This window comes from Halomonas piscis, from assembly GCF_031886125.1.
GTDB classification, from domain to species: domain Bacteria; phylum Pseudomonadota; class Gammaproteobacteria; order Pseudomonadales; family Halomonadaceae; genus Vreelandella; species Vreelandella piscis.
On record NZ_CP119391.1, the window covers coordinates 1,642,768 to 1,664,768 of the forward strand.

Annotated in this window: 15 protein-coding genes; 9 read left to right on the forward strand and 6 right to left on the reverse strand. The window is 67.2% G+C overall.

Features of this window, described 5'->3' with window-relative positions:
* Positions 1-17: 17 nt before the first annotated feature.
* Entirely contained in the window at positions 18-1,604 is a 1,587-nt protein-coding gene (locus tag P1P91_RS07705; protein ID WP_311885739.1) for a ribonuclease J, read from the reverse strand.
* Between the two features lie 287 nt (positions 1,605-1,891).
* Between P1P91_RS07705 and P1P91_RS07710 the strand changes: the two genes are divergently transcribed.
* On the forward strand, positions 1,892-2,563 hold the full coding sequence (locus P1P91_RS07710; RefSeq protein ID WP_311881729.1) for an energy-coupling factor ABC transporter permease: 672 nt from the start codon (positions 1,892-1,894) through the stop codon (positions 2,561-2,563).
* Between the two features lie 20 nt (positions 2,564-2,583).
* Here the strand turns inward: P1P91_RS07710 and lexA are convergent, their stop codons facing one another.
* Positions 2,584-3,231, reverse strand: coding sequence for a transcriptional repressor LexA (gene lexA / locus P1P91_RS07715; protein WP_311881731.1), 648 nt, complete (start codon positions 3,229-3,231; stop codon positions 2,584-2,586).
* A 252-nt stretch (positions 3,232-3,483) separates the two neighbouring features.
* Between lexA and P1P91_RS07720 the strand changes: the two genes are divergently transcribed.
* The 4 genes from P1P91_RS07720 (at position 3,484) to P1P91_RS07735 (ending at position 6,464) form a co-directional block, all read left to right on the forward strand.
* On the forward strand, positions 3,484-4,134 hold the full coding sequence (locus P1P91_RS07720; protein ID WP_311881732.1) for a TetR/AcrR family transcriptional regulator: 651 nt from the start codon (positions 3,484-3,486) through the stop codon (positions 4,132-4,134).
* A gap of 26 nt (positions 4,135-4,160) precedes the next feature.
* Positions 4,161-4,688, forward strand: coding sequence for a L,D-transpeptidase (locus P1P91_RS07725; RefSeq protein ID WP_311881734.1), 528 nt, complete (start codon positions 4,161-4,163; stop codon positions 4,686-4,688).
* A 92-nt stretch (positions 4,689-4,780) separates the two neighbouring features.
* Complete coding sequence (gene nagZ / locus P1P91_RS07730; protein WP_311881736.1) at positions 4,781-5,800, forward strand: beta-N-acetylhexosaminidase; 1,020 nt, start codon at positions 4,781-4,783, stop codon at positions 5,798-5,800.
* A gap of 85 nt (positions 5,801-5,885) precedes the next feature.
* Positions 5,886-6,464, forward strand: coding sequence for a hypoxanthine-guanine phosphoribosyltransferase (locus tag P1P91_RS07735; protein WP_311885740.1), 579 nt, complete (start codon positions 5,886-5,888; stop codon positions 6,462-6,464).
* 20 nt (positions 6,465-6,484) lie between these two features.
* On the opposite strand, the gene ppsR is transcribed toward P1P91_RS07735, so the two are convergent.
* On the reverse strand, positions 6,485-7,318 hold the full coding sequence (gene ppsR, locus P1P91_RS07740; protein ID WP_311881738.1) for a posphoenolpyruvate synthetase regulatory kinase/phosphorylase PpsR: 834 nt from the start codon (positions 7,316-7,318) through the stop codon (positions 6,485-6,487).
* A gap of 263 nt (positions 7,319-7,581) precedes the next feature.
* Between ppsR and ppsA the strand changes: the two genes are divergently transcribed.
* Positions 7,582-9,954: a phosphoenolpyruvate synthase gene (gene ppsA, locus P1P91_RS07745; RefSeq protein ID WP_311881739.1), complete on the forward strand. Its 2,373-nt coding sequence runs from the start codon at positions 7,582-7,584 to the stop codon at positions 9,952-9,954.
* Positions 9,955-10,037: 83 nt separating this feature from the next.
* Positions 10,038-11,867: a gamma-glutamyltransferase gene (gene ggt / locus P1P91_RS07750; protein ID WP_311881740.1), complete on the forward strand. Its 1,830-nt coding sequence runs from the start codon at positions 10,038-10,040 to the stop codon at positions 11,865-11,867.
* Positions 11,868-11,870: 3 nt separating this feature from the next.
* On the opposite strand, the gene P1P91_RS07755 is transcribed toward ggt, so the two are convergent.
* From P1P91_RS07755 to acnB, 3 genes are all read right to left on the reverse strand, one after another.
* The gene (locus tag P1P91_RS07755; RefSeq protein WP_311881741.1) at positions 11,871-13,769 is read right to left on the reverse strand and encodes a glycerophosphodiester phosphodiesterase family protein; all 1,899 of its coding nucleotides are present in this window, start codon (positions 13,767-13,769) and stop codon (positions 11,871-11,873) included.
* Positions 13,770-13,796: 27 nt separating this feature from the next.
* Complete coding sequence (gene rraA / locus P1P91_RS07760; RefSeq protein WP_311881743.1) at positions 13,797-14,294, reverse strand: ribonuclease E activity regulator RraA; 498 nt, start codon at positions 14,292-14,294, stop codon at positions 13,797-13,799.
* A 104-nt stretch (positions 14,295-14,398) separates the two neighbouring features.
* Positions 14,399-17,002 (reverse strand): bifunctional aconitate hydratase 2/2-methylisocitrate dehydratase, encoded by a 2,604-nt coding sequence (gene acnB / locus P1P91_RS07765; RefSeq protein ID WP_311881744.1) that lies wholly within the window; start codon positions 17,000-17,002, stop codon positions 14,399-14,401.
* 435 nt (positions 17,003-17,437) lie between these two features.
* Between acnB and miaE the strand changes: the two genes are divergently transcribed.
* Positions 17,438-18,052: a tRNA-(ms[2]io[6]A)-hydroxylase gene (gene miaE, locus P1P91_RS07770; protein ID WP_311885742.1), complete on the forward strand. Its 615-nt coding sequence runs from the start codon at positions 17,438-17,440 to the stop codon at positions 18,050-18,052.
* A 31-nt stretch (positions 18,053-18,083) separates the two neighbouring features.
* Positions 18,084-21,977, forward strand: coding sequence for an AAA family ATPase (locus P1P91_RS07775; RefSeq protein ID WP_311881746.1), 3,894 nt, complete (start codon positions 18,084-18,086; stop codon positions 21,975-21,977).
* Positions 21,978-22,001 lie beyond the last annotated feature (24 nt).

Here is a 22,001-nt window from a genome sequence, read left to right on the forward strand (position 1 = left end):
CTGGCCATCGCCAGGGCTTAGCCGGGGGAGGGCGCTTCCGCGGCCATGATCTGCAGGTGGATCTCGGGCAGGTGCTGCATGCGCTCGCCAAGCCAGGCCAGAAGCCGCGGTCTGAGCGCCTGGCGCAGTTCGGCCAGGGTGTCGGCGGCAATGGCGTAAAGCTGCTCGTCCAGCCAGTCGCTGAAGCTGTCTTCGTCCAGCGAGCTGGCGCCGGTATTTTCCAGCATCAGCCGGCCGATGCGCGCCCAGCCGGTGTCGGTGGCGGTGACCGGCAGGGCGAGGTAGAGACTGCCCCGGCGCGGGTGCCGAGCCGTTGAGCCGTCGAGCCCCGGGTGGGCCACCACGGCGTTCTGGCTGACGATGCAGGGCGGCTGCGGGGAGCGCGCCTCCCGGTGAAGGCCCTCGGTATCGAAGCGCAGCATGTCGCCGTTGAGCGGCGACAGCGGCGCGCTGATGCCGAGCCCTTCGGCAAGCTCGCGGTGCGCCCGCTGGTGCAGCGCCTCGCCGTGAACGGGCAGCAGGTGGCGCGGCCTGACCCAGCGATAGAGGGTGGTCAGTTCGTCCCGGGCGGGGTGCCCGGTAGCGTGCAGCGACGGCCGGCTGAATTCGTCGAACAGGGTGACGCCGAGCTGGCCGAGCCGGGTCTTGAGCCGCTCGATGGGGCGCTCGTTGCCGGGAATGGCCTTGGCCGAAAAGATCACGCTGTCGCCGGCGGCAAGCGCCAGGTGGGGGTGGCGCCCCTGGGCCAGTCGCGTCAGCGCCGCCCGAGGTTCGCCCTGGCTGCCGGTGGCAATCACCACGACTTCTTCGGGCGGCAGATAGCCCAGATCATGCACGGGTACCAGCGGCGGCAGCTCTTCCAGGTAGCCAAGCCCCCGGGCCACGCCGACCATGCGCTCCATGGAGCGCCCCATCAGGCTGATGCGCCGGCCGGTCTTCTGCGCTGCGCGAGCGACGGCGACAATGCGCGCGACGTTGCTGGCAAAGCATGAGACCACCACCCGGCCTCTGCATTCGCCAAGGGTCTCGGCAAGCGCGCGGGCGACGTCGCCTTCGCTCGCCGAGTGCCCGGCTACCGGGGCGTTGGTGGAATCGCCGACGACCAGGTCCACCGGCGCCAGCGCGCGAAACCGTTCGGGGTCAAACGTGGGCCCTGCCAGCGGTTCCGGATCCAGCTTCCAGTCGCCGGTGTGCAGCGTGCGGTAGCGGCCGGCGGCAATCAGCAGCGCGCAGCTTTCGGGAATGGAGTGGGGGAGCGGCAGGTAGCGCAGGGTGAAAGGCCCGGCGGCCAGGGCCTCCCCGGGCTCGATGACGCGAATCACGTCCGCTGCCAGGCCGTGCTCGGCAAACTTCAGCCGCAAAAGCCCGGCGGCCAGCGGCGTGGCATAGATTGGACACTGCCAGTGCGGCCACAGCCAGGCCGCCGCGCCGATGTGGTCTTCGTGCCCGTGGGTGATGAACAGCGCCCGGGGCGTAATGCCCAGACGGCGGGGCGTTTCCAGGTTGGGCACCTGCAGCGGCGCGTCGGGCAGATCCTGACGGATCATCATGCCGCAGTCCACGGCGATCCATTCGCTGGCGTAGCCGTAAAGCGTCAGGTTCATGCCGATCTCGCCGCAGCCGCCAAGCGGCAGCAGGCGCAAGGGAGAGCGGTAGCGGGGACGAACGGTGACGCGTGCGGGATCCATCAGGGTAAAAAAAGCCTTGAAAGTGGGGCTTTACTATACGGGATGGCCGGGGCCGGGCTCAATCGCCGCCGCCCGGTGCGCCCTACGCCGCGATTCGTTAGGGCGACCCAAGAACCCTCGCCCAAAGCGCTTGGCGCGGCGGGCGGGGAGTGTCAGACTGCGCGCCCCGACTGTCTTTCCGATGACGTCTTGCCGAGGTTGCTATGTCGTTTGCCCAAAGTGTGCTGGCCCCCTGGCTGCTGGTACTGTGCGCGGCCCTGTGTATCGGCCTGCTGGCCTGGGTCGCGACGCTCAGGCCCTGGCTGGCGCTTGTCGATGACACCGCACTTCAGCACCGCTGGCTGGCCGCGACCATGGGAGTCATCCTGCTCTGGCAGCTGCGCGCCCAGGCGGTGGACTGGCTGACCCTGCACCTGGTGTTTACTACCCTGCTGCTTTTGCTGTTCAAGGCGCCGCTGGCGCTTTTGAGCAACGTCATGGTCAACGTGGCGATGGTGGCGATCGGGCGCAACGAGTGGACGCTGCTAGGCGTCAACGTGCTGGTGACCGGCGTGGTGCCGGCGATTGTGGTGGGGCTGATCTGGCGCTTCGTCGACCGCAAGCTGCTGGACAACGTCATGCTGTTCATGTTTATCTGCGGGTTTTTCGGGGCGGCGGTGGCCACCCTGGCCGGCGGGCTCACCGCGGTGGGACTCATTCTGGTCGGCAGCCAGGATGCCCAGGCGGTGCTGCTGGCCAAGGAATACGCGATGTTTCTGCCGCTGCTGATGCCCTCGGAAGCCTTCATCACCGGTATGCTGCTGATCATTCTGATGGTGTACCACCCGGACTGGGTGGCCACCTTCAACGACCACCGCTACATCGACAGGCAGTAGCGAGGGTAGCCAGCAGCGGACTAGCTCAGCGCCTGGCCGTTGCCGCCGCGGATGACGCCCACGCCCACGCCTTCGATCTCCAGCGCCTGGGTGCGAAGGTCGATATCGATGGGGGCGAAGTCGGCGTTTTCCGCGAGCAGCTGAACCCGATGGCCCCGGCGCCTGAAACGCTTGACGGTGACGTCGTCCTCAAGCCTTGCCACGACGATCTGGCCGTCGCGAACGCGTTCGGTGCGGTGTACCGCCAGCAGGTCTCCTTCCAGAATGCCGGCGTCCTGCATCGACAGCCCGCGCACCCGCAGCAGATAGTCCGCGCGGGGGGTGAAGTACTCGGCGGGCAGCGGGCAGTAGCGGTCAATGTGCTCGGCGGCAAGAATGGGGCTGCCGGCGGCGACCTCGCCGATAATCGGCAGTCCCTGGGGGCTCTCGGCTGACGGCTCGTCGGGCGTTTCCGCCGCGGGCAGGCGTATCCCTCGGGAAGTGTTGCGAATGATGCGGATAGCCCCCTTGCGCTCCAGGGCGCGCAGATGCTCCTCCGCGGCGTTGGGCGAACGAAACCCCAGCGCCCGGGCGATCTCGGCACGGGTGGGCGGGTAGCCGTATTCGCCCATGGTTTTGACGATGAAGTCGTAGACGTTCTGCTGGCGAGCGGTCAAACGCTGGGTCATGGAAAACTCCCGTGTCGCAAGTGCCAGGAGCCGGCGGTGTCGGCTGCTTGAACCACCGGCAGGATAAAGGATCGGCGTATCAAGTGGTCAAGTATACAGTATGGCTCTATGTCCAGTATAGCGCCCGCGCCGAGCGCCGCCGATTGAGCCGTGCCGGGCGCTGGCGTAATATTCCCGAATGTTTCAAACCCTCGTTGCAAGCAGTCGTTTAGCGGCTGCCGTTTACCTGCAGCCTTTGACAAGGAGCGCCGCATGGCCCGGGCGGACACAACCACGCGCATTCTGGATACCGCCGAGGTGCTGTTTGCCGAGCGCGGCTTTGCCGAAACGTCGCTGCGCACGATCACCGGCAGGGCAGGCGTCAACCTGGCGGCGGTGAACTATCATTTCGGTTCCAAGAAGGCGCTGATCCAGGCGGTTTTTTCACGCTACCTTGACCCCTTCTCGGTGCGCTTTCACGACGCGCTCGATACGCTCGAGACCCGCTATCAGGGCGGAGTTATTCCGCTCGAAGCGCTGTTGGAAAGCATGGCCGAAACGGTGTTGGCGGTGCCTGCCGAGCGCGACAGCCTCAAGGTGTTCATGCGCCTTCTGGGGCTGGCGTACAGCCAGGCCCAGGGCCACCTTCGCCGCCATATCCAGCAGCACTACGGCGACGTTTTCACCCGCTTTGCCGGGCTGGTGCGCCGGGCGACGCCGGAGCTGCCCGATGCCGAGCGTTTCTGGCGGCTGCATTTCATGCTGGGCACGGTAGTTTTTACCCTGTCGGGGCTCGATGCCCTCAAGGACATCGCCGAAAAGGACTATGCTCAGCCGGTATCCGTTCGCGATCTGGTCAGGCGCCTGCGCCCGGTGGTGGTGGCGGCAATGAACGCGCCGCTCCCCGAGGCACCCGACACCTGACCGGCCAAGTCAGCCAAAGGAGTCCCATGCGTACGCCCAAGCTCCACGACCTTCCGCCCGCCGACGCCCCCTGGCTCGAGATCGACCTGGCCCGTCAGCGGCTTGTCCTGTGGCACGGCCGGGTGCCGGGCGAAGCCGTGGCGGTGTCGACCGGCAAGGCCGGCGCCGGCCAGCAGGACGGCAGCGGGCAAACGCCGCTGGGCTGGCACTACGTGCGCGCCGCCGTTGGCGAGAACGCGCCCCGGGAAGCGGTATTTCGCGGCCGGCGCCCGACCGGCGAGGTCTATTCCGAGGCGCTGGCGCGGGCGCACCCCGGGCGCGACTGGATTCTCGGCCGTATTCTGTGGCTGTGCGGGCTGGAGTCGGGGCGCAACCGCGGCGGCCGCGTGGATACCCAGCGTCGCTATATCTATCTGCACGGCACGCCGCCGAGCGAGCCCATGGGCGTGGCCCAGTCCCACGGCTGCGTGCGCCTGCGGCTGGATGATCTGATCAAGGTGTTCGCGCAGACGCCGCCGGGCACCCCGGTATGGCTACACGGCGGCGACGGCTGAGCCGGGCCGCCCTTCAGGCAGTCGGCCTGCGGCGTTTTTGACAGCCGGCAGCGATCGGCTAAAATTACGTTCCCTTTTGCAGGACTCTCACCATGACGCAACCCATTGGCCCGGTCATGCTCGACCTAGAGGGGCCCGCCCTCGACGCCGCCGAAGCGCGCCTGCTGCGCGATCCTGCGGTCGGCGGGGTTATCCTTTTTGCCCGCAACGTGGAAAGTGCCGCCCAGGTCAGCCGGCTGTGCGCCGCCATTCGCCGTCAGTGCCCGGAGCTGCTGATCGCCGTGGATCAGGAAGGCGGCCGGGTACAGCGGCTGCGCCAGGGAGTGACTCGCCTGCCGCCCATGGCCAGGCTGGGCGAGCGTTTTGCCATCGCCCCCGAAGAGGGGACGGCGCTTGCCAGGGACGCCGGCTGGCTGCTGGGCATGGAAATGGCCGCCTGCGGGCTGGATCTTACCTTTGCCCCGGTGCTGGACGTCGATACCGGCTTTTCCAGCGTCATTGGCGATCGCAGCTTCGCCGGCGACCCGGAGCACGTCGCGGTGCTGGGCGAGGCCTTTGTTCTGGGGCTGCACGAGGCGGGCATGGCGGCGGTGGGCAAGCACTTTCCCGGCCACGGCGGCGTCGCCGCGGACTCCCACCGGGAGCTGCCCGTCGACGAGCGGCCGCTGGCCGAGCTCAAGGCCCGGGATCTGGTGCCCTTTGCCCGGCTGGCCGGAAAGCTCGACGGCGTGATGCCGGCCCACGTGATCTATAGCGCCTTTGACCCCCGCCCGGCGGGATTTTCCCCCAGCTGGCTTGGCATGCTGCGCGAGTCGCTGGGCTTCAAGGGCTGCATCTTCTCCGACGATCTGAGCATGGCCGGGGCCCGCGAAGCGGGCGGCCCGGCGGCGCGCGCCGAGGCGGCGCTGAAGGCCGGCTGCGATACGCTGCTGGTGTGCAACGACCGCGAAGCGGCCAGGGAGGTCGTGGCGGTCTGTCGGGAGCGCCAGACCCGTCGTCCGGCCAAGCTGCGCTACGGCCGAGCGCGCCCCGAACTTGACGCGCTGCCGGCGCTCAACCGCTGGCGCCGTGCACGCGCCCGCCTCGAAGCGCTGGCCGACAGCGGCGCCTGACCGGACGCCGCTGCGTCACGGCTGCCGCTTTTATCTTCTCGACTTTCGTTTTCAACACCCAGGACCCCGCATGCAAGATCTGCACATGGCCAAGCTGGACAAACAAGCGCTCGAGTCCCGGGACTCGATGCGCACGCTGATGGACGAAGCCGACTGCCTGATCCCCCAGGCCCGGGTGGAGCAGGCGCTGGACCGCATGGCTGAAGCCATCACCCGGGACCTGGGGGACAAGCTGCCGGTGTTCTACTGCGTGATGAACGGCGGGCTGATCACCACCGGGCATCTGCTGACTCGGCTGGGGTTTCCGCTGGAAGTGGACTATCTCCACGCGACCCGCTACCGCAGCCGGCTATCCGGCGGCGAGCTGTTCTGGCGGGTCTCGCCGGAGATTCCCATGGCCGGGCGCCACGTGGTCATCGTCGATGACATTCTCGACGAGGGCGCCACCCTGGCCGCGATTCTCGATTACTGCCGCCAGGCGCGGGCGGCAAGCGTGACCACCGCGGTGCTGGTGGACAAGCAGCACGAGCGCAAGGCCGTGCCCGACCTCAGCGCCGACTACTGCGGCCTGGCCGTGGCCGATCGCTACGTGTTCGGCTTCGGCATGGACTACAAGGGCTACTGGCGCAACGCCCCGGGGATCTTTGCTCCCAAGGGGCTTTAGCCAGAGCGTTGGCGCGGTGGTTAGCGCGGCGAAAAGCGCCGTACCAGCCCGGTTTCGGCAATCATGCGGGTAGAGATTTCCTCCACGGAGAAGCGCGTGGTGTCGATGCTGGGAATGTTCAGCGAGCGATAAAGCGACTCCGTTTGCTCCACCTCCTGCAGGCACTGGTCCATGGAGCTGTAGCGGCTGTTGGGCCGGCGCTCGTGGCGAATGGCCGCCAGCCGCCGGGCGTCGATGGTCAGGCCGAACAGCTTATGGTGATGCTTGGCCAGAAAGCGGGGCAGCTTCAGCACGCCGTCCTCGTCCTGATCGTCTTCGGTAAGCGGATAGTTGGCCGCGCGAATGCCGAACTGCAGCGCGAGATACAGCGACGTCGGCGTTTTGCCGCAGCGCGACACGCCGATCAGGATAATGTCGGCCTCGTCATACTGGTGGGTGCGCGCGCCGTCGTCGTTGTCTAGGGCAAAGTGTACCGAGTGGATACGATCCATGTAGACGTCGTCGCTGCCGATGGCGTGGGTGCTGCCCACGCTGTAGGACGAGTGCGTGGCGAGCTCTTCTTCCAGCGGGGCGAGAAAGGTGGAAAACACGTCGACCTTGAAGCACGGCGCGGCGCGAATCACCTCGCGAATGACTTCGTCGACGATGGTGTCGATGACGATCGGCCGGTTGCCGTCGCGCGCGGCGGTGGCTTCGATCACGCCGGCCAGCTCCTCGGCTTTTTCCACGGTGTCCACGTAGGGCTTGGTCAGCATGGTGATCTCGATGCCCCGGAACTGCGCCAGCAGGCTGCGGCCCAGGCTTTCGGCGGTAATGCCGGTGCCGTCGGAAATAAAAAAGGCGGTGCGGGTCATGTTGAGTATCCTGAATCGTGCGGTGTGAGGCTTGCCGGTCAAGGGCGTCGGCAAGGATAGCACGGCAGCGCCGCCGGCCGATGACTACAGGAAACCCGGAAATTGCCGTTCTGTTGTAAATCTCCTCCACCGGGTTAGCGATTCGACCAATGGCTAAGGCGCCGGCCGGGTGTTAAGGTTGCCCACCTAAAATCGTTGGCGGCGCGGCGGCCGGGTGTGCCGCCGTCAAAATGTCGTGGCAAATATCAGTGCGAGGGGGTTGCGTGGAAAACTACATTCTATGGTTCGATGAACTGGGCATGGCCGATGTCGAGCGCGTCGGCGGTAAAAACGCCTCGCTTGGCGAGATGATTTCGAACCTGTCGGAAGTGGGGGTGACCGTCCCCGGCGGCTTTGCCACCACCGCCTACGCGTATCGCGAATTTCTTTCCCACGAAGGGCTGAACGAGCGTATCAACGAGCGGCTCAGGCGTCTCGACGTGGACGACGTCAAGGCCCTGGCCGATGCCGGGCGCGATATCCGCCAGTGGATCATCGACACGCCCTTGCCGCCCAACTTCGAAGCGGCGCTGGAGAGCGCCTACGCGGCGCTTCAGGCGCGCCACCCTAACCTCAAGGCCGCCGTGCGCAGCTCGGCTACCGCCGAAGACCTGCCCGATGCTTCCTTCGCCGGGCAGCAGGAAACCTTCCTCAACATCGAGGGTCTGGCCAACATCAAGCGCGCGGTGCACGAAGTCTTTGCCTCGCTGTTCAACGACCGCGCGATCTCCTACCGCGTACACCGCGGCTATGCCCACGAGAACGTGGCGCTGTCCGCCGGCATCCAGAAGATGGTGCGCTCGGAAACCGGCGCGGCGGGCGTCATGTTTACCCTGGATACCGAGTCCGGCTACCGCGACGCGGTGTTTGTCACCGCCTCCTGGGGGCTTGGGGAAACCGTCGTCCAGGGGGCCGTCAACCCCGACGAGTTTTACGTCCACAAGCCCACTCTGGCCGCGGGTCGGCCGGCGGTGCTGCGCCGCAATCTGGGCTCCAAACGTATCAAGATGGTCTACGGCGAGGACGCCAGCGCCGGCAAGTCGGTCGAGACCGTCGAGGTCGCCCCCCAGGAGCGCAACCGCTTTTGCCTGAGCGATGACCAGGTCATGGCGCTGGCCCGCCAGGCGGTCACCATCGAGGAGCACTATCACCGGCCCATGGATATCGAATGGGCGCTGGACGGCGACGACGGCGAGCTCTACATCGTCCAGGCGCGCCCGGAAACCGTGGTCTCCCAGCAGGAAGGCGGCCGCCTGGAGCGCTTCACCCTGAAAGAGAAGGGCCGCACGCTGATCAGCGGCCGGGCCATCGGTCAGCGCATCGGCAGCGGGGCGGTCAAGGTAGTGGAAACCCCGGACGATATGGACAAGATCCACGACGGCGACGTGCTGGTCACCGACATGACCGACCCCGACTGGGAGCCGGTGATGAAGCGCGCCTCGGCCATCGTGACCAACCGCGGCGGACGCACCTGCCACGCGGCGATTATCGCCCGGGAGCTGGGCATTCCCGCCGTGGTGGGCTGCACCGACGCCACCGAGCAGCTGCACGAGGGCGTGGACGTCACCGTCTCCTGCGCCGAGGGCGATACCGGTCAGGTCTACGAAGGCCTGCTGGCGTTTGACCGCAAGGTATCAAGTATCGACGCCATGCCCGAGCTTGCGTTCGACATCATGATGAACGTGGGCAACCCCGACCGCGCGTTCAACTTTGCCGGGCTGCCCGGCGCCGGCGTGGGGCTGGCGCGCCTTGAGTTCATTATCAACCGCATGATCGGCGTGCACCCCAAGGCGCTGATGGACTACGCCACCCTGCCCGCCGACCTGCAGCAGATCATCGATCTGCGCACCGCCGGCTACGACGATCCGGTGAGCTTCTACGTGGACAAGCTGGTGGAAGGGATCTCCACCCTGGCGGCGGCGTTCTACCCCAAGCGAGTCATCGTGCGGCTGTCCGACTTCAAGTCCAACGAGTACGAAAACCTCATCGGCGGCAAGCTTTACGAGCCCGGCGAAGAAAACCCCATGATCGGCTTTCGCGGCGCCTCGCGCTACGTATCCGACGCCTTCCGCCCGTGCTTCGAGCTGGAGTGCCGGGCGCTGGCCCGGGTGCGCGACGAGATGGGGCTGGATAACGTCGAAGTCATGGTGCCGTTTGTGCGCACGCCGGAAGAAGCCGAAGAGGTCGTGGAGCTGCTCGCCGCCAACGGGCTCAGGCGTGGCGATCGCGGCCTGAAGGTCATCATGATGTGCGAGCTGCCGGCCAACGCCCTGCTGGCGGACGAGTTCCTCGAGCACTTTGACGGCTTTTCCATCGGCTCCAACGACCTGACCCAGCTGACCCTGGGGCTCGATCGCGACTCGGGCATCGTCGCGCATCTGTTCGACGAGCGTAACGAGGCGGTGAAAAAGATGCTGGCCATGGCGATCCAGGCGTGCAAGGCTCAGGGCAAGTACGTCGGCATCTGCGGGCAGGGGCCGTCGGACTACCCGGACTTTGCCAAGTGGCTCATGGAGCAGGGGATCGACTCGGTCTCGCTCAACCCCGATGCGGTGCTGGACACTTGGCTGATGCTGGCCGGGGAAACCCAACGCTAGCAAGAGCGCTGAACGTACGCCCGGCCATGCGCCGGGCGTTTTGCTTTATACGCCTGCCTGACACACGGAGGAGGACAGTCCTCATGGCGCGCCTGGGAAGACATCTGCTGCCGCTTGGCCTGCTGCTAGTGCCGCTTGCGGCTCCCGGCTTTGACTATCAAGCGCCGTCGCTGAGCCCCGAGCCGGCGTCCGGCCTTGAGGAAAAGCCCGGCTGGGCGACAGAGTCCTTTGCCGTGGTGGCCGCCAACCCGCTGGCAGCGGATGCCGGCAATCAGATACTCGCGGCCGGCGGCAGCGCCGTTGACGCCGCCGTTGCCGTGCAGATGGTGCTGGCGCTGGTGGAGCCGCAGTCCAGCGGTATTGGCGGGGGCGGTTTCATGATGCATTTTGACGGCGGCGACATTACCGCCTTCGACGGCCGGGAAACCGCGCCGGCGGGCGCTGACGAAACGCTGTTTTTGGACGATCAGGGCGAGCCCCTGGCGTTCATGGACGCCGTGACCAGCGGCCGCTCGGTGGGCGTGCCGGGCATTGTCAGGATGCTGGAGAAAGCCCACGACGAATACGGCGAGCTTGACTGGGAAACGCTGTTTGTACCGGCTATCACCCTGGCGGAAAACGGCTTTGAGGTAAGCGAGCGGCTGCATCGGAGCCTGGCCAACGACGACCGTCTGGCGGAAGACTCGGCGGCCCGGGCCTTTTACTACCCCAAGGACGGCGAGCCCCTGGCCGTGGGCGAGACGCTGACCAACCCCGCGCTCGCCGCCGTCCTTGGCGATATCGCCGAAAACGGCAGCCGGGCGTTTTACCGGGGCGAGGTGGCCAAGGATCTGGCCGAGCGGGTGCAGTCGCAGGAAGTGCCCGGCTCCCTGGCGGTGGAAGATCTAAAGAGCTACGAGGCCAGGGCGCGCGAGCCGCTCTGCACGCCCTGGCAGCAGTGGACGGTATGCGGCTTTCCGCCGCCGTCCTCGGGCCATCTGACGGTGATGCAAATCCTCGGGATGATGGACGAAGAGCCCATGGCCGAGGCGCCGCTGGATGCCGGCGCGCCCAGCGACGACTGGCTGCACCGCTTTCTGGAAGCCTCGCGGCTGGCGTTCGCCGACCGCAACCGCTACGTCGGCGATCCGGCCTTTGTCGATGCCCCCGGCGGAGACTGGCAGAGCCTGCTGGCGCCGGCGTATCTGGAGCAGCGCGCCGGGCTGGTCGTCAGTGACCAAAGTCTGGGTGACGACGTCGAGCCTGGCGATCCCGGCGAGCTTGCGACGAGCCTGGCTACCCCGCCGCGTCAGCCGGAATACGGCACCAGCCACGTCAGCATCATCGATGCCGAGGGCCACGCCGTGGCCCTGACCGCCTCCATCGAGCAGGCCTTTGGCGCGCGGATCATGGCCGACGGCGGCACCGGCCTTGACGGCGGCTATCTGCTCAACAACGAGCTGACCGATTTTTCGTTCATTCCCACCGTCGACGGCAAGCCGGTGGCCAACCGGGTACAGCCGGGCAAGCGTCCGCGTTCCAGCATGAGCCCCACGCTGGTGTTCGAGCACGATGAAGAAAGCGAGGGCGAGTACGAGACGGGCGCGCTGGTGGCAACCCTTGGCAGCCCCGGCGGCGCGGCGATTATTCCCTACGTGGCGCAGACCCTGGTGGCGCTGCGCGACTGGGGGCTCGACGCCCAGCAGGCGCTCGCGCTGCCCCATGCGTTGACCCTGGGCGGCGATGTCGTCTACGTAGAAAAGGACCGCCTGCCGGAGATCACTCGGGAGGCGCTGCGCAAGCGCGGCCATACGCTCAGCGAGCGCGAGCTCTCCAGCGGCCTGGGCGTGCTGGTACGCCAGCCGGACGATACCCTGTATGGCGGCGCTGACCCCCGCCGGGAAGGCGTGGTAAAGGGGGACGAGCCCGACTGACGCCTAGCGTCGCAGCCAGCTGTGAAACTTGAGCAGAAGCAGGCCGGCGTCGCCGAGCTGACGGCGTTCGGCAAGCAGGGCGGCCAGGCGTTCCGGGTAGTCGGTGATGATGGCGTCTGCGCCCATGTCGATCAGCGTGGCCATGCGCTTGGGACTATTGACCGTCCAGGCGTGGACTTCGTAGCCGTAGGTCGTTGCCAGGCGCATTTCGTCTTCGGTGATGCGGTTGTGCCGCAGGCCCAGGGCATCGAAGCCGTACCGGTCCAGGGTGCCGGGCAGTACCAGCTGGGCCAACAGGGTGGTGCGCAGCGCCGGCGCCAGCTGCTTGACCCGGCGCACCAGCGTCGGCGACAGCGAGGCAATGCGCATTTCCCGGCGCGCATCGGGGTAGCCGCAGCGGCCCAGGGCGGCGATCGGCTCGTCGGCGTCGGCCCAGCAGGCGTAGCGGGTATCGGTTTCGCGGTTCAGCGCCGTCAGTACCTCCTGTGCCAGAGCCGTGCCGCGGCCGGGCGCAGGCTTGAGCTCGATCATCAGCCCGAGCTGGCCGCGGGTGGCGTCAAGCACCTGATCCAGGGTAGGAATACGCTCGCCGCGAAAGTCGTGGCCGAACCAGCTGCCGATGTCGAAGTTGGCCAGCTCCTCCCGCGTCAGGTCGCCGACGTGGCGCGGATCGCCGGTCAGCCGGGCAAGGCTGCTGTCGTGATACACCATGACCACGTCGTCGGCGCTCAGGCGCACGTCAAGCTCCACGGCGTCGGCGCCGTCCTTCACCGCCTGGCGAAAGGCCGACAGCGTGTTTTCCGGCGCGCGCTTGGAGCTGCCCCGGTGGGCGATGATGGCGACGTCGTCGTTGAGCTCGAAGCTGCCCAGGATCCACCAGGCCTGCAGTGCGGCGATCGCAATGACGGCAAACTCCACCGCCCAGGCCAGTCTCCCCGCTCGGGTGCCCGAGGGCGTGGGGGCGTATTCCCGGCCCCGGGCAAGCTGCATGTAAAGGCACGCCGAGAGCAGCGCATTGACCGCAATACCGGCAAAGGTCAAGGCAAGAGTGAGCAGCACATAGGCCGTGAGGTAGGCCAGCATCGCCGGGAGCAGCACCCTGTGGTACTCGGGCAGCCAGTCCAGCAGCGGGGCAAACAGCGCATCGAACGCCAGGGTGGCGAGTATCGGCAGCGCGATGATGCCGACAAGTACGGCCAGCACGGCGGCGGCAATGGAGCGGTGCCAGCCTCGGGTCAGCGCGACGCTGCGGGAAAGCGCGCGGCGGGGCGAGGCGTTTTCCAGCGCCACCAGCGGCAGCGCCAGCAGCCAGCGCAGGTAAAGCCGGCCGGCAAGCCAGGCCCAAAGCGCCAGCAGCGGCAGCGCGCAGGCAATGAAATACCATAGCTCCGCCGGGCGCACTTTTTGCAGGTAGTAAGTCTCAAGCCCGCCAAGCCAGGCGTCGTAAAGCCAGGCAAGGCCCGCCATGAACGGCGCCAGCAGCAAAAGGTGGCTGCCCACCTGCAGCACCACCAAACCGATAAGCGCCGGCAGGCGCCGGGTGCCGTGCCACAGCGCTTCCAGCGTCAGGCGGTAGTGGTTCTGGTGACGCTGGCTCAGGGCAATGTGCAGCATGCCCGCCTGCTGCCAGTAGAGCAGGCCAAACGCCAGGCCCTGCACGGCAAGAGCGCCGCTCAGCCCCGCCGGGGTAAAAAGCAGCGCCACCAGCGTATCCGTGGTGACCACATCCGTGCCGATACGCGCGTACAGCGCCCGTGTAATCCCGCCGATGCCCGGCAGCACCAGAGTGGAGGCCAGCAGGGTGAACAGCAGGTGGAAGGCAATCAGCGCGCGCAGGCGGCCGCGAAAAAGGCGCCAGAGAGAAGCGCCGAGCTGATTCAGCGGCCCGGCGCGTGACGACATAAAAGGCATGGCGAGTGGACCCGGGGGTTACAGCGAAAGTTCCCGTTCGGCAACCAGGATGCCGTTGCTGTCGGCATACAGCCATTGGCCGGGGGCGACCCGGGTGCCGGCGATGTCCACCGCCACGTCCCGGGTGCCTTCGCCGCGCTTGTGGCTCTTGCGCGGGTGGCGGCCCAGCGCCTGAATGCCGATGGGCAGGGTGGCCAGCACGTCGACGTCGCGCACGCAGCCGTACATGACAATGCCGGCCCAGCCGTTGGCCACGGCTTTTTCCGCAAGCATGTCGCCAAGCATGGCGCAGCGGTGCGAGCCGCCGCCGTCGACTACCAGCACGGCGCCGTTGCCGGGCTCGCTGACCGCTTCGCGCACCCGGGAGTTGTCTTCAAAGCAGGTGACGGTGCGCACCGGGCCGGCAAAGGCGGTGACGTCGCCAAAGCTGCTGAACGGTGCCTGGATGACTTGAGCGTCCGGATAGGCGTCGCAGATATCCGGGGTCACGATGCGGGTTGGGTCGAGAGCCGTCATGGCGGGCAATACCTCCAGGGGAATATTGATTAAAGACAATAAAAAGCCCCGACCCGAACGGATCGGGCCGGAGCGTCAAAGGCTCAATGTCTGGGCGCTTGCGGTCAAGCCTCTTCGGCAAGCGGAATCATGTTCAACGCGGCGTTCTGATATTCCTCGATCTCGTGGAAGTTCATGTAGCGGTAGATTTCTCCGGCCATGGCGTCGAATTCGCTCATGTAGCGGCGGTATTCGCCCACCGTGGGCAGGCGGCCTTCCACCGCGGCCACCGCGGCGAGCTCGGCCGAGGCCAGGTAGACATCGGCGCCGTCGCCCAGGCGGTTGGGGAAGTTGCGCGTGGAGGTGGACACCACGGTGCTCTTGGCTGCCACCCGCGCCTGGTTGCCCATGCACAGCGAACAGCCGGGCATTTCCATCCGTGCCCCGGCGCGGCCGAAGATGCCGTAGTAGCCTTCCTCCGTGAGCTGGTGCTGGTCCATCCGCGTCGGCGGCGCCAGCCACAGGCGGGTTTTCAGGCTGCCGGCGGGCTGCTGTTCCAAAAGCTTGCCGGCGGCGCGGAAGTGGCCGATGTTGGTCATGCACGAGCCGATGAAGACCTCGTCGATGGTCTCGCCGGCCACCTCGGACAGCAGGCGGGCGTCGTCGGGGTCGTTGGGTGCGCAGAGCACCGGCTCGGTGAGCTGGTCGAGGTCGATCTCGATGACCTCGGCGTACTCGGCGTCCTGGTCGGCGCGCATCAGGCTCGGGTCTTCAAGCCAGGCTTCCATACCGCGGATGCGCCGCTCGATGGTGCGGGCGTCGCCGTAGCCGTTGGCCAGCATCCACTTGAGCAGGGTGATGTTGGAGGTCAGGTACTCGCTGACGCTGTCTTCCGAGAGCGTAATGGTGCAGCCGGCGGCGCTGCGCTCGGCAGAGGCGTCGGACAGCTCGAAGGCCTGCTCGGCGGTCAAGTCTTCCAGGCCCTCGATTTCCAGAATCCGGCCGGAGAAAGCGTTTTTCTTGCTCGACTTCTCCACGGTCAAAAGCCCCTGCTGAATGGCGTAGTAGGGGATGGCGTGGACCAGATCGCGCAGGGTCACCCCGGGCTGGCGCTTGCCCTTGAAGCGCACCAGAACGGACTCCGGCATGTCCAGCGGCATCACTCCGGTGGCGGCGGCAAAGGCTACCAGGCCCGAGCCCGCGGGGAAGGAAATGCCCATGGGAAAGCGCGTGTGGGAGTCGCCGCCGGTGCCCACGGTATCGGGCAGCAGCATGCGGTTGAGCCAGCTGTGGATGATGCCGTCGCCCGGGCGCAGGGAAACGCCGCCGCGGTTCATGATGAAGTCCGGCAGGGTGTGGTGGGTATCCACGTCCACGGGCTTGGGGTAGGCGCTGGTGTGGCAAAACGACTGCATCACCAGATCGGCCTGGAAGCCCAGGCAGGCCAGGTCCTTGAGCTCGTCCCGGGTCATGGGGCCGGTGGTGTCCTGGGAGCCCACGGTGGTCATCTTCGGCTCGCAGTACATGCCCGGGCGCACCCCGTCCATGCCGCAGGCGCGGCCGACCATCTTCTGGGCCAGGGTGAAACCGCGGCCGGAATCCGCCGGCTGCTCGGGCAGGCGGAAGACGTCGGTAGCGGGAAGCCCCAGGGATTCACGGGCCTTGGCGGTAAGCCCGCGGCCGATGATCAGCGGAATCCGGCCGCCGGCGCGGACCTCGTCGAGCAAAAGCTGAGTCTTGAGCGCGAAGGTAGTGACGACCTCGTCGGTGCCGTGGCGGCAAACCTTGCCGGCGTAGGGATAGACGTCGATCACGTCGCCCATCTGGAGGTGCTCGACGTCCATCTCGATGGGCAGAGCGCCGGAATCCTCCATGGTGTTGAAGAAAATCGGCGCCACGCTGCCGCCGAAGCAGAAGCCGCCGGCGCGCTTGTTGGGCGCGTAGGGAATGTCGTCGCCGAAGAACCACAGCACCGAGTTGGTGGCCGACTTGCGCGAGGAGCCGGTGCCCACCACGTCGCCCACATAGACCACCGGGTAGCCCTTGGCCTTGACCGCCTCGATTTGCCCAAGCGGGCCCACCTCGCCGGGGACTTCGGGCTCGATGCCCTCGCGCGGGTTTTTCAGCATGGCGTTGGCATGGAGCGGAATGTCCGGGCGCGACCAGGCGTCCGGCGCCGGGGAAAGGTCGTCGGTGTTGGTTTCGCCGGGCACCTTGAACACGGTCAGAGTGATCTTCTCGGCCAGCGCCGGCTGGGACAGAAACCACTCGGCCTCGGCCCAGGACTCGAGCACGCCCTGGGCCACGGCGTTGCCGGCCCGGGCGCGCTCTTCCACGTCGTGAAAGGCGTCAAACATCAAAAGCGTGTGCTTGAGCTGCTCGCCGGCCTCGGCGGCCAGGTCGCCATCGTCCAGAAGTTCGACCAGCGAGGCGATGTTGTAGCCGCCCTGCATGGTGCCCAGAAGCTTCACCGCGTGGATCTTGTCGATCAGCGGCGATTGGGCCTCGCCCTTGGCGACGGCGGTGAGAAAGCCGGCCTTGACGTAGGCCGCCTCGTCCACGCCCGGGGGGATGCGCTCGGTGATCAGGTCCAGGATAAATTCTTCCTCGCCCGCCGGCGGGGCTTTCAGCAGCTCCACCAGAGCAGCGGTCTGTTCGGCATCAAGCGGCTTGGGCGGAACTCCGGCGGCGGCGCGTTCGGTGACATGTTGGCGGTAGGCTTTGAGCACGGTGGACCCTCTTTGGCTGGAAAAGGCGCGGCGACGCGCGGTGTCGGGACACGGCAGGCATCAGCAAGCCGGACAGGCGGCATGCGCGGCGAGGCGGCGCGACGAAACGGCGTAATATTACGGTAAACCGTTGACAATGTTAAGCGAATGCCCGAGCCCGACCGTTGCACTTTGGACGCAGCCCTTGGCGTAAAATAACGCCGTGCGCACGTTTTTTGCAGCGCCTGGGGAGTCGAACTACAAAACCGGCCAGCCGGGCAGATGTGATTGCGCGGGCGCCGCGTTACCATGCGAGGATACGACGTTTTAGCTGACGCCTATCCAACAGCAACGCTGGCCGGACGCCGGCCCCTTGGGTAATTTGACATGACGCACACGCTATCTTCTTCCGCCCGGGCAGCGGCGGTTAGCCCCCCGACCCCTGCCGAGCACGGCATGAGCGCCGAAGGGCTGCTGCCCGACAGCCTGCTCGCTTTTCTCGGCTGCCCGACGCCGGAGGCCTGGCTGGCCGAGGCGCTGGCCAACCCCGAGACGCTGCTGATCGATCACGCCCAGTGCGAGAAAAAGGCCGCGTCCACGGCCATGAACCTGCTGTATCGCTACGTCGACCAGCCGCTGTTGCTGAGCAAGATGTCCCAGCTGGCCAGAGAAGAGCTTTTGCACTTCGAGCAGGTGGTCAAGCTGATGGAGAAGCGCGGCGTGGCCTATCGTCACCTGAGCGCCTCGCGCTACGCCGAAGGGCTGCGCCGCCACCTGCGGGCCAACGACCCCGAGCGCCTGGTCGACATTTTGATCGTCGGCGCGCTGATCGAGGCGCGCAGCTGCGAGCGCTTTGCCCGACTGATCCCTTATCTGGATAGCGAGCTGGCGCAGTTTTACCGCACGCTGGTCAAGGCCGAAGGTCGCCACTACGAAGATTATCTGCTGCTGGCCCGGCAGCAGACCGACGCTCCCCTGGACGAGCGCATTGCGTTTTTCACCGCCCGCGAGGCGGAGTTGATACGCTCGCCCGACCCGGATTTTCGTTTTCATAGCGGCGTGCCCGCCTAGCTCGCCGCTTGCCAACGCCAGGACCCAATCCATGCGCGATGCTTGCGAGACTGACCGGCTTGTCTTTCTGGGGCATTTTTCGCTCACCCTGGATCAGGGTGTGCTCACCCGCTTCAGCTACGACAAGGTCAAGGCGCTGCTGGTCTATCTGCTGCTGCACCGCCAGCCGGTGAACCGGGCAGCGCTTGCCGAGCTGTTGTGGCCGGACCAGGGGGTCTCTGCCGGGCGTACCAACCTGCGCCACGCGCTGCACAGCCTGCGCCAGGCGCTGGGGCGGCATAGCGGTGAGGTGCTGAGCGTGTCGCGCCAGACCATTGCCTTTATCCTGCCGGAAGACTGGCAGGTCGACCTGCACCGCCTGGAAACGCTGCTCGACGGCCCCTGCAACCTGGCCGGCCTTGAAGCGGTACTTTCCTGCTATCAGGGTGATCTGGTCGAGGAGCTTGAGCTGGCCGGCTGCGCGGCTTTTCAGCGCTGGCTGGTGCAGGTGCGCAACGAGTGGCGCCAGCGGGTCATCCGTTTTGCCGAGCAGGTGCTGGACGGCGACGAGACAGTGCCGGATGCCGTGCTGGCCACCCTGACCCGCCGCTTTTCCGGCTACGGCCCCTTTCATCAGCGCCGCGTCAAACAGCTGGCCGAGCAGGGACAGCTGGCCGCCGCTCACGAGCAGTACAACGCCTACCTGCAGCTTTTGGCGCTGTCCGGCCAGCAGCCCGAGCCGGCGTTTCTGCAGCTGGCCGGCTACTGGTCGGACGCCGCCACTCCGCAGGCGATGACGCCCCAGGGCGCCTATTTCCGCGCGCTTGCCGCCGACAGCGCGCCGCTGCGCGAAGACGAGGTCGAGCTGCGCCAGCTGTCGGTCATGGCCATCCGCCTGACGCTTGAAGGCGAATGGCAGGAGCGCGGCGCTCTGCAGCACTGCCTGTCGCTGCAGCTTGCGCTGCTGCGCTGGCTGGAGCAGCAGTGCCATCACCTGGGCGGCTTCTGGCTGCCCGGCGCCACCGGGGGGCTGGGGCTTGCCTGTTTCGGCACCCACGGGCCGGCCCATCAGCTGGCCGAACTGGTGGCGCTCTACGAACACTGCCGCCAGGCGCTGCCCCAGGAGGCGGCGCGCCACTGGCAGGGGGACGGCGAAGTGCCGGGCTTTACCCTGACGGCCGGGCTGCACAGCGGCCGGGTGATCTACCTGCCCGAGCGCCAGCTGGCCGATCCGCTGGGCCAGGTCACGCAAACGTCGCTTGAGCTGATGAGCGCGGCGGATGACAGCGAACTGGTCATCTCCCGCGAGGCCGTTCAGCATATGCCGCCGGCGCTGGATTTGCAGCCGCGGCTGGCTACGCGGCTGGTGGCAAGCGACGGCCGGGTGCGCCTGCGAGCGCTGGCGCTGGGCCCGAATGAGGGCCGCCGGGAGGCGGTGCCGCCGAGCCTGGTGGGGCGCGAAACCGCCCTGCGCCAGCTGCGCGACGGGCTGGCCCGGGCCGGTATCGGGCTGCGCCAGAGCATCATGGTGAGCGGTGCCGCGGGCATGGGCAAATCGGCGCTGATGGTGGGGTTTCGCCAGCTGGAACTGAGCCGCGGCGCGGCAGTGTGCTGGCAGCCGATGACGCGGCTCTCCGTGCTCGAGCCGTACGCCGTGGCCCGGCGGCTGGTGGCCTGGCACTGCAAGGCCCGCCCCGACGCGGCACGTTTGCGGGCCTTGCAGGGTCGGCTGGCCATGCCCGAGTTGGAGACCGGGCGCCAACGGCTTTTGGAAGAGGCGCTGGGGGCCAGCGAAACGGCCGACGTAGCCAGGCTTGCGCGCAGCGCAGAAGCCACCGAGCTTGTGGTGTCGCTGGTTCGTCGGCTGGTAGAGCATCTGGCCGGCGAGCGCAGCCTGGTGCTGATGATTGACGATCTGCAGTGGGTCGACGAGCCGTCGTTCAAGATGCTATCGGCCCTGCAGGCGCGCCTGCCGATCAATACTGCCTTTATGCTGGTGGCCAGCCATCACGGCCGCGAGGCGCTGCCGGGCAAGCTGCACTGGGACCGGCAGATCGCGCTGGGACCGCTGGATGAAGCTCAGGCGTCGCGGCTTTTAACGCTGCTCGCCAGGCGCTATCGTCTGCATCTGAATCCGCGGCTGCGCACTCGGATCATCGAGCGCTGCGACGGGGTTCCGCTTTACCTGCAGGAAATCTGCCGGCGGCTGGACATGGACCAGCGCGACGGGCGTACGGTGCAGCTGGACACCCTGCCCAACGGGCTTTTCGGCCTGCTGGCCAGCCGTATCGATCAGCTGGGCGGCGACCGTCACGTCGCCCATGTCGCGGCGGTACTCGGCCGCCGCTTCCGCGAGGATTTTCTGGCCGCGTGCAGCGGACTGAACCCGGCGGCCCTTGGCCAGGCGCTCGAGCACATGCGCAAGCTCGAGATCATCGAGCCGGCGGACGATAAGCGCTCAGAGGAAAAGGTCTATCAGTTCAGCCATCAGCTGCTGCAGGAAGCCGCTTACCTGTCGTGTCCCCGGGACGTGCGCGAGACCCACCACCGGCAGGTGGTCGAGCTGATCGAGGCGCGCTTTCCCATCTGGACCAGCCGCCATCCGGGCGACTTTGCCGTGCACCTGGCGCGGAGCGGTCAGGATGCCCGCAGCGCCCGCTATTTCGAGCTTGCCGCCCGGGAGGCGCTCAAGGTCAGTGCCAACCGTACGGCGCTGCGCATGGCGGATGCGGGGCTTGATAGCCTGGCGCGGACGGACCGCGACCCGGCCCGGCGGATCAGCCTGCTGACGGTGCGCGGCCAGGCAGCCTTTGCGCTGGAGGGCCACGGCTCGCCCACGGCGCTGGAAAGCTTTCAGCATGCCCGGGCGCTGCTGGATTCAACAGCCGGGGAAGACGGCGTGCCCGCCGATACGGGCGCGGCGTTTCTGGTCAGCTGGGGGCTTTGGGTGGCGCGCAGCCAACGCTACGACCACAAGGAGGTCCATGAGCTGGTGGCGACGCTGACCGAGCTCTCGGCCCGGCTGGAAGAGCCGCGCTACCGCCGGCTGGCGGACTACGCTCGGGCCCACAGCGCCTACTGGGCGGGTAACGTCGACGAGGCGCACCGCCGGCTGGAAGCGCTGGATCCGCTCAACACGCCGATGATGATCGAGTGGCTGCCGTTTTCCGACCACCCCCAGGTGACCGCGGCGTGCTTTCATAGCTGGGCGCTGTGCCTTTACGGCGACTATGCCCGCGCCGAGCGTCAGGTGGAAAGCGCGATACGCCTGGCTGCGCGGGTCAACCATCCCGGCACGCTGGCCATGGCGCATTTGATCGGAGCCGCGCTGTACCGCCAGCTGGGGCATGTGCACCTGGCCTGCCGCCACGCTGAGCAGGCCGCCGCCATTGCCCATACGGCGGATCTGGCGCTGTGGCAGATCTCGGCCCGGGGCGTGCTGGGGTGGCAGCGAGCGCTGGGGGGCGACGGTGAGGGGCTTGCCGAGCTGGAAGCGTGCCTGACGCACATGGCCGAGCTCACCGGCTTTGAGCGCTATCTGCGCCCGGTGCTGTGGTACACCGATGCCTGCCTGGCGCTTGGCAAGCTGGACGTCGTGGAAGGCTATCTCGAGCGCTGCCTGGAAATTGCCCGAAAGCGCGAGACGCTGTTTCTGCCCGAGCTTGCCGTCCAGCTGGCCTACGTACGCGCTCGCCAGGGGCGACCGTCGGCGGACGTCAAGGCGCTCGCCGAGCTGGCGCTTGGCCAGACGCGCAGGCAGGGCAACCGTCACCAGGCGCTGGCCGCGCTTGAGCTGTGGCTGTGCCGCGTCGCCCCGGACGACAGGGCGGCGCTGGCAGACTTCCGGCGACTGCTGGGGGAGGTTCGGCACAGCGACGCGCCGGTGCTGCTGCGCTGGATGAGCCTTGCCGAGCGACGGCTGGCCGGGGTTTCCCGGGAATCATGACCGGCCCGGCGCGATAAAGGGCGG

What these genes read in the sequence shown, in the direction of transcription:
- P1P91_RS07705 (WP_311885739.1), bottom strand. Translation starts at nt 1,604, where the DNA reads ATGAACCTGACGCTTTACGGCTACGCCAGCGAATGGATCGCCGTGGAC.
- P1P91_RS07710 (WP_311881729.1), top strand. Translation starts at nt 1,892, where the DNA reads ATGTCGTTTGCCCAAAGTGTGCTGGCCCCCTGGCTGCTGGTACTGTGC.
- lexA (WP_311881731.1), bottom strand. Translation starts at nt 3,231, where the DNA reads ATGACCCAGCGTTTGACCGCTCGCCAGCAGAACGTCTACGACTTCATC.
- P1P91_RS07720 (WP_311881732.1), top strand. Translation starts at nt 3,484, where the DNA reads ATGGCCCGGGCGGACACAACCACGCGCATTCTGGATACCGCCGAGGTG.
- P1P91_RS07725 (WP_311881734.1), top strand. Translation starts at nt 4,161, where the DNA reads ATGCGTACGCCCAAGCTCCACGACCTTCCGCCCGCCGACGCCCCCTGG.
- nagZ (WP_311881736.1), top strand. Translation starts at nt 4,781, where the DNA reads ATGACGCAACCCATTGGCCCGGTCATGCTCGACCTAGAGGGGCCCGCC.
- P1P91_RS07735 (WP_311885740.1), top strand. Translation starts at nt 5,886, where the DNA reads ATGGCCAAGCTGGACAAACAAGCGCTCGAGTCCCGGGACTCGATGCGC.
- ppsR (WP_311881738.1), bottom strand. Translation starts at nt 7,318, where the DNA reads ATGACCCGCACCGCCTTTTTTATTTCCGACGGCACCGGCATTACCGCC.
- ggt (WP_311881740.1), top strand. Translation starts at nt 10,038, where the DNA reads ATGGCGCGCCTGGGAAGACATCTGCTGCCGCTTGGCCTGCTGCTAGTG.
- P1P91_RS07755 (WP_311881741.1), bottom strand. Translation starts at nt 13,769, where the DNA reads ATGTCGTCACGCGCCGGGCCGCTGAATCAGCTCGGCGCTTCTCTCTGG.
- rraA (WP_311881743.1), bottom strand. Translation starts at nt 14,294, where the DNA reads ATGACGGCTCTCGACCCAACCCGCATCGTGACCCCGGATATCTGCGAC.
- miaE (WP_311885742.1), top strand. Translation starts at nt 17,438, where the DNA reads ATGAGCGCCGAAGGGCTGCTGCCCGACAGCCTGCTCGCTTTTCTCGGC.
- P1P91_RS07775 (WP_311881746.1), top strand. Translation starts at nt 18,084, where the DNA reads ATGCGCGATGCTTGCGAGACTGACCGGCTTGTCTTTCTGGGGCATTTT.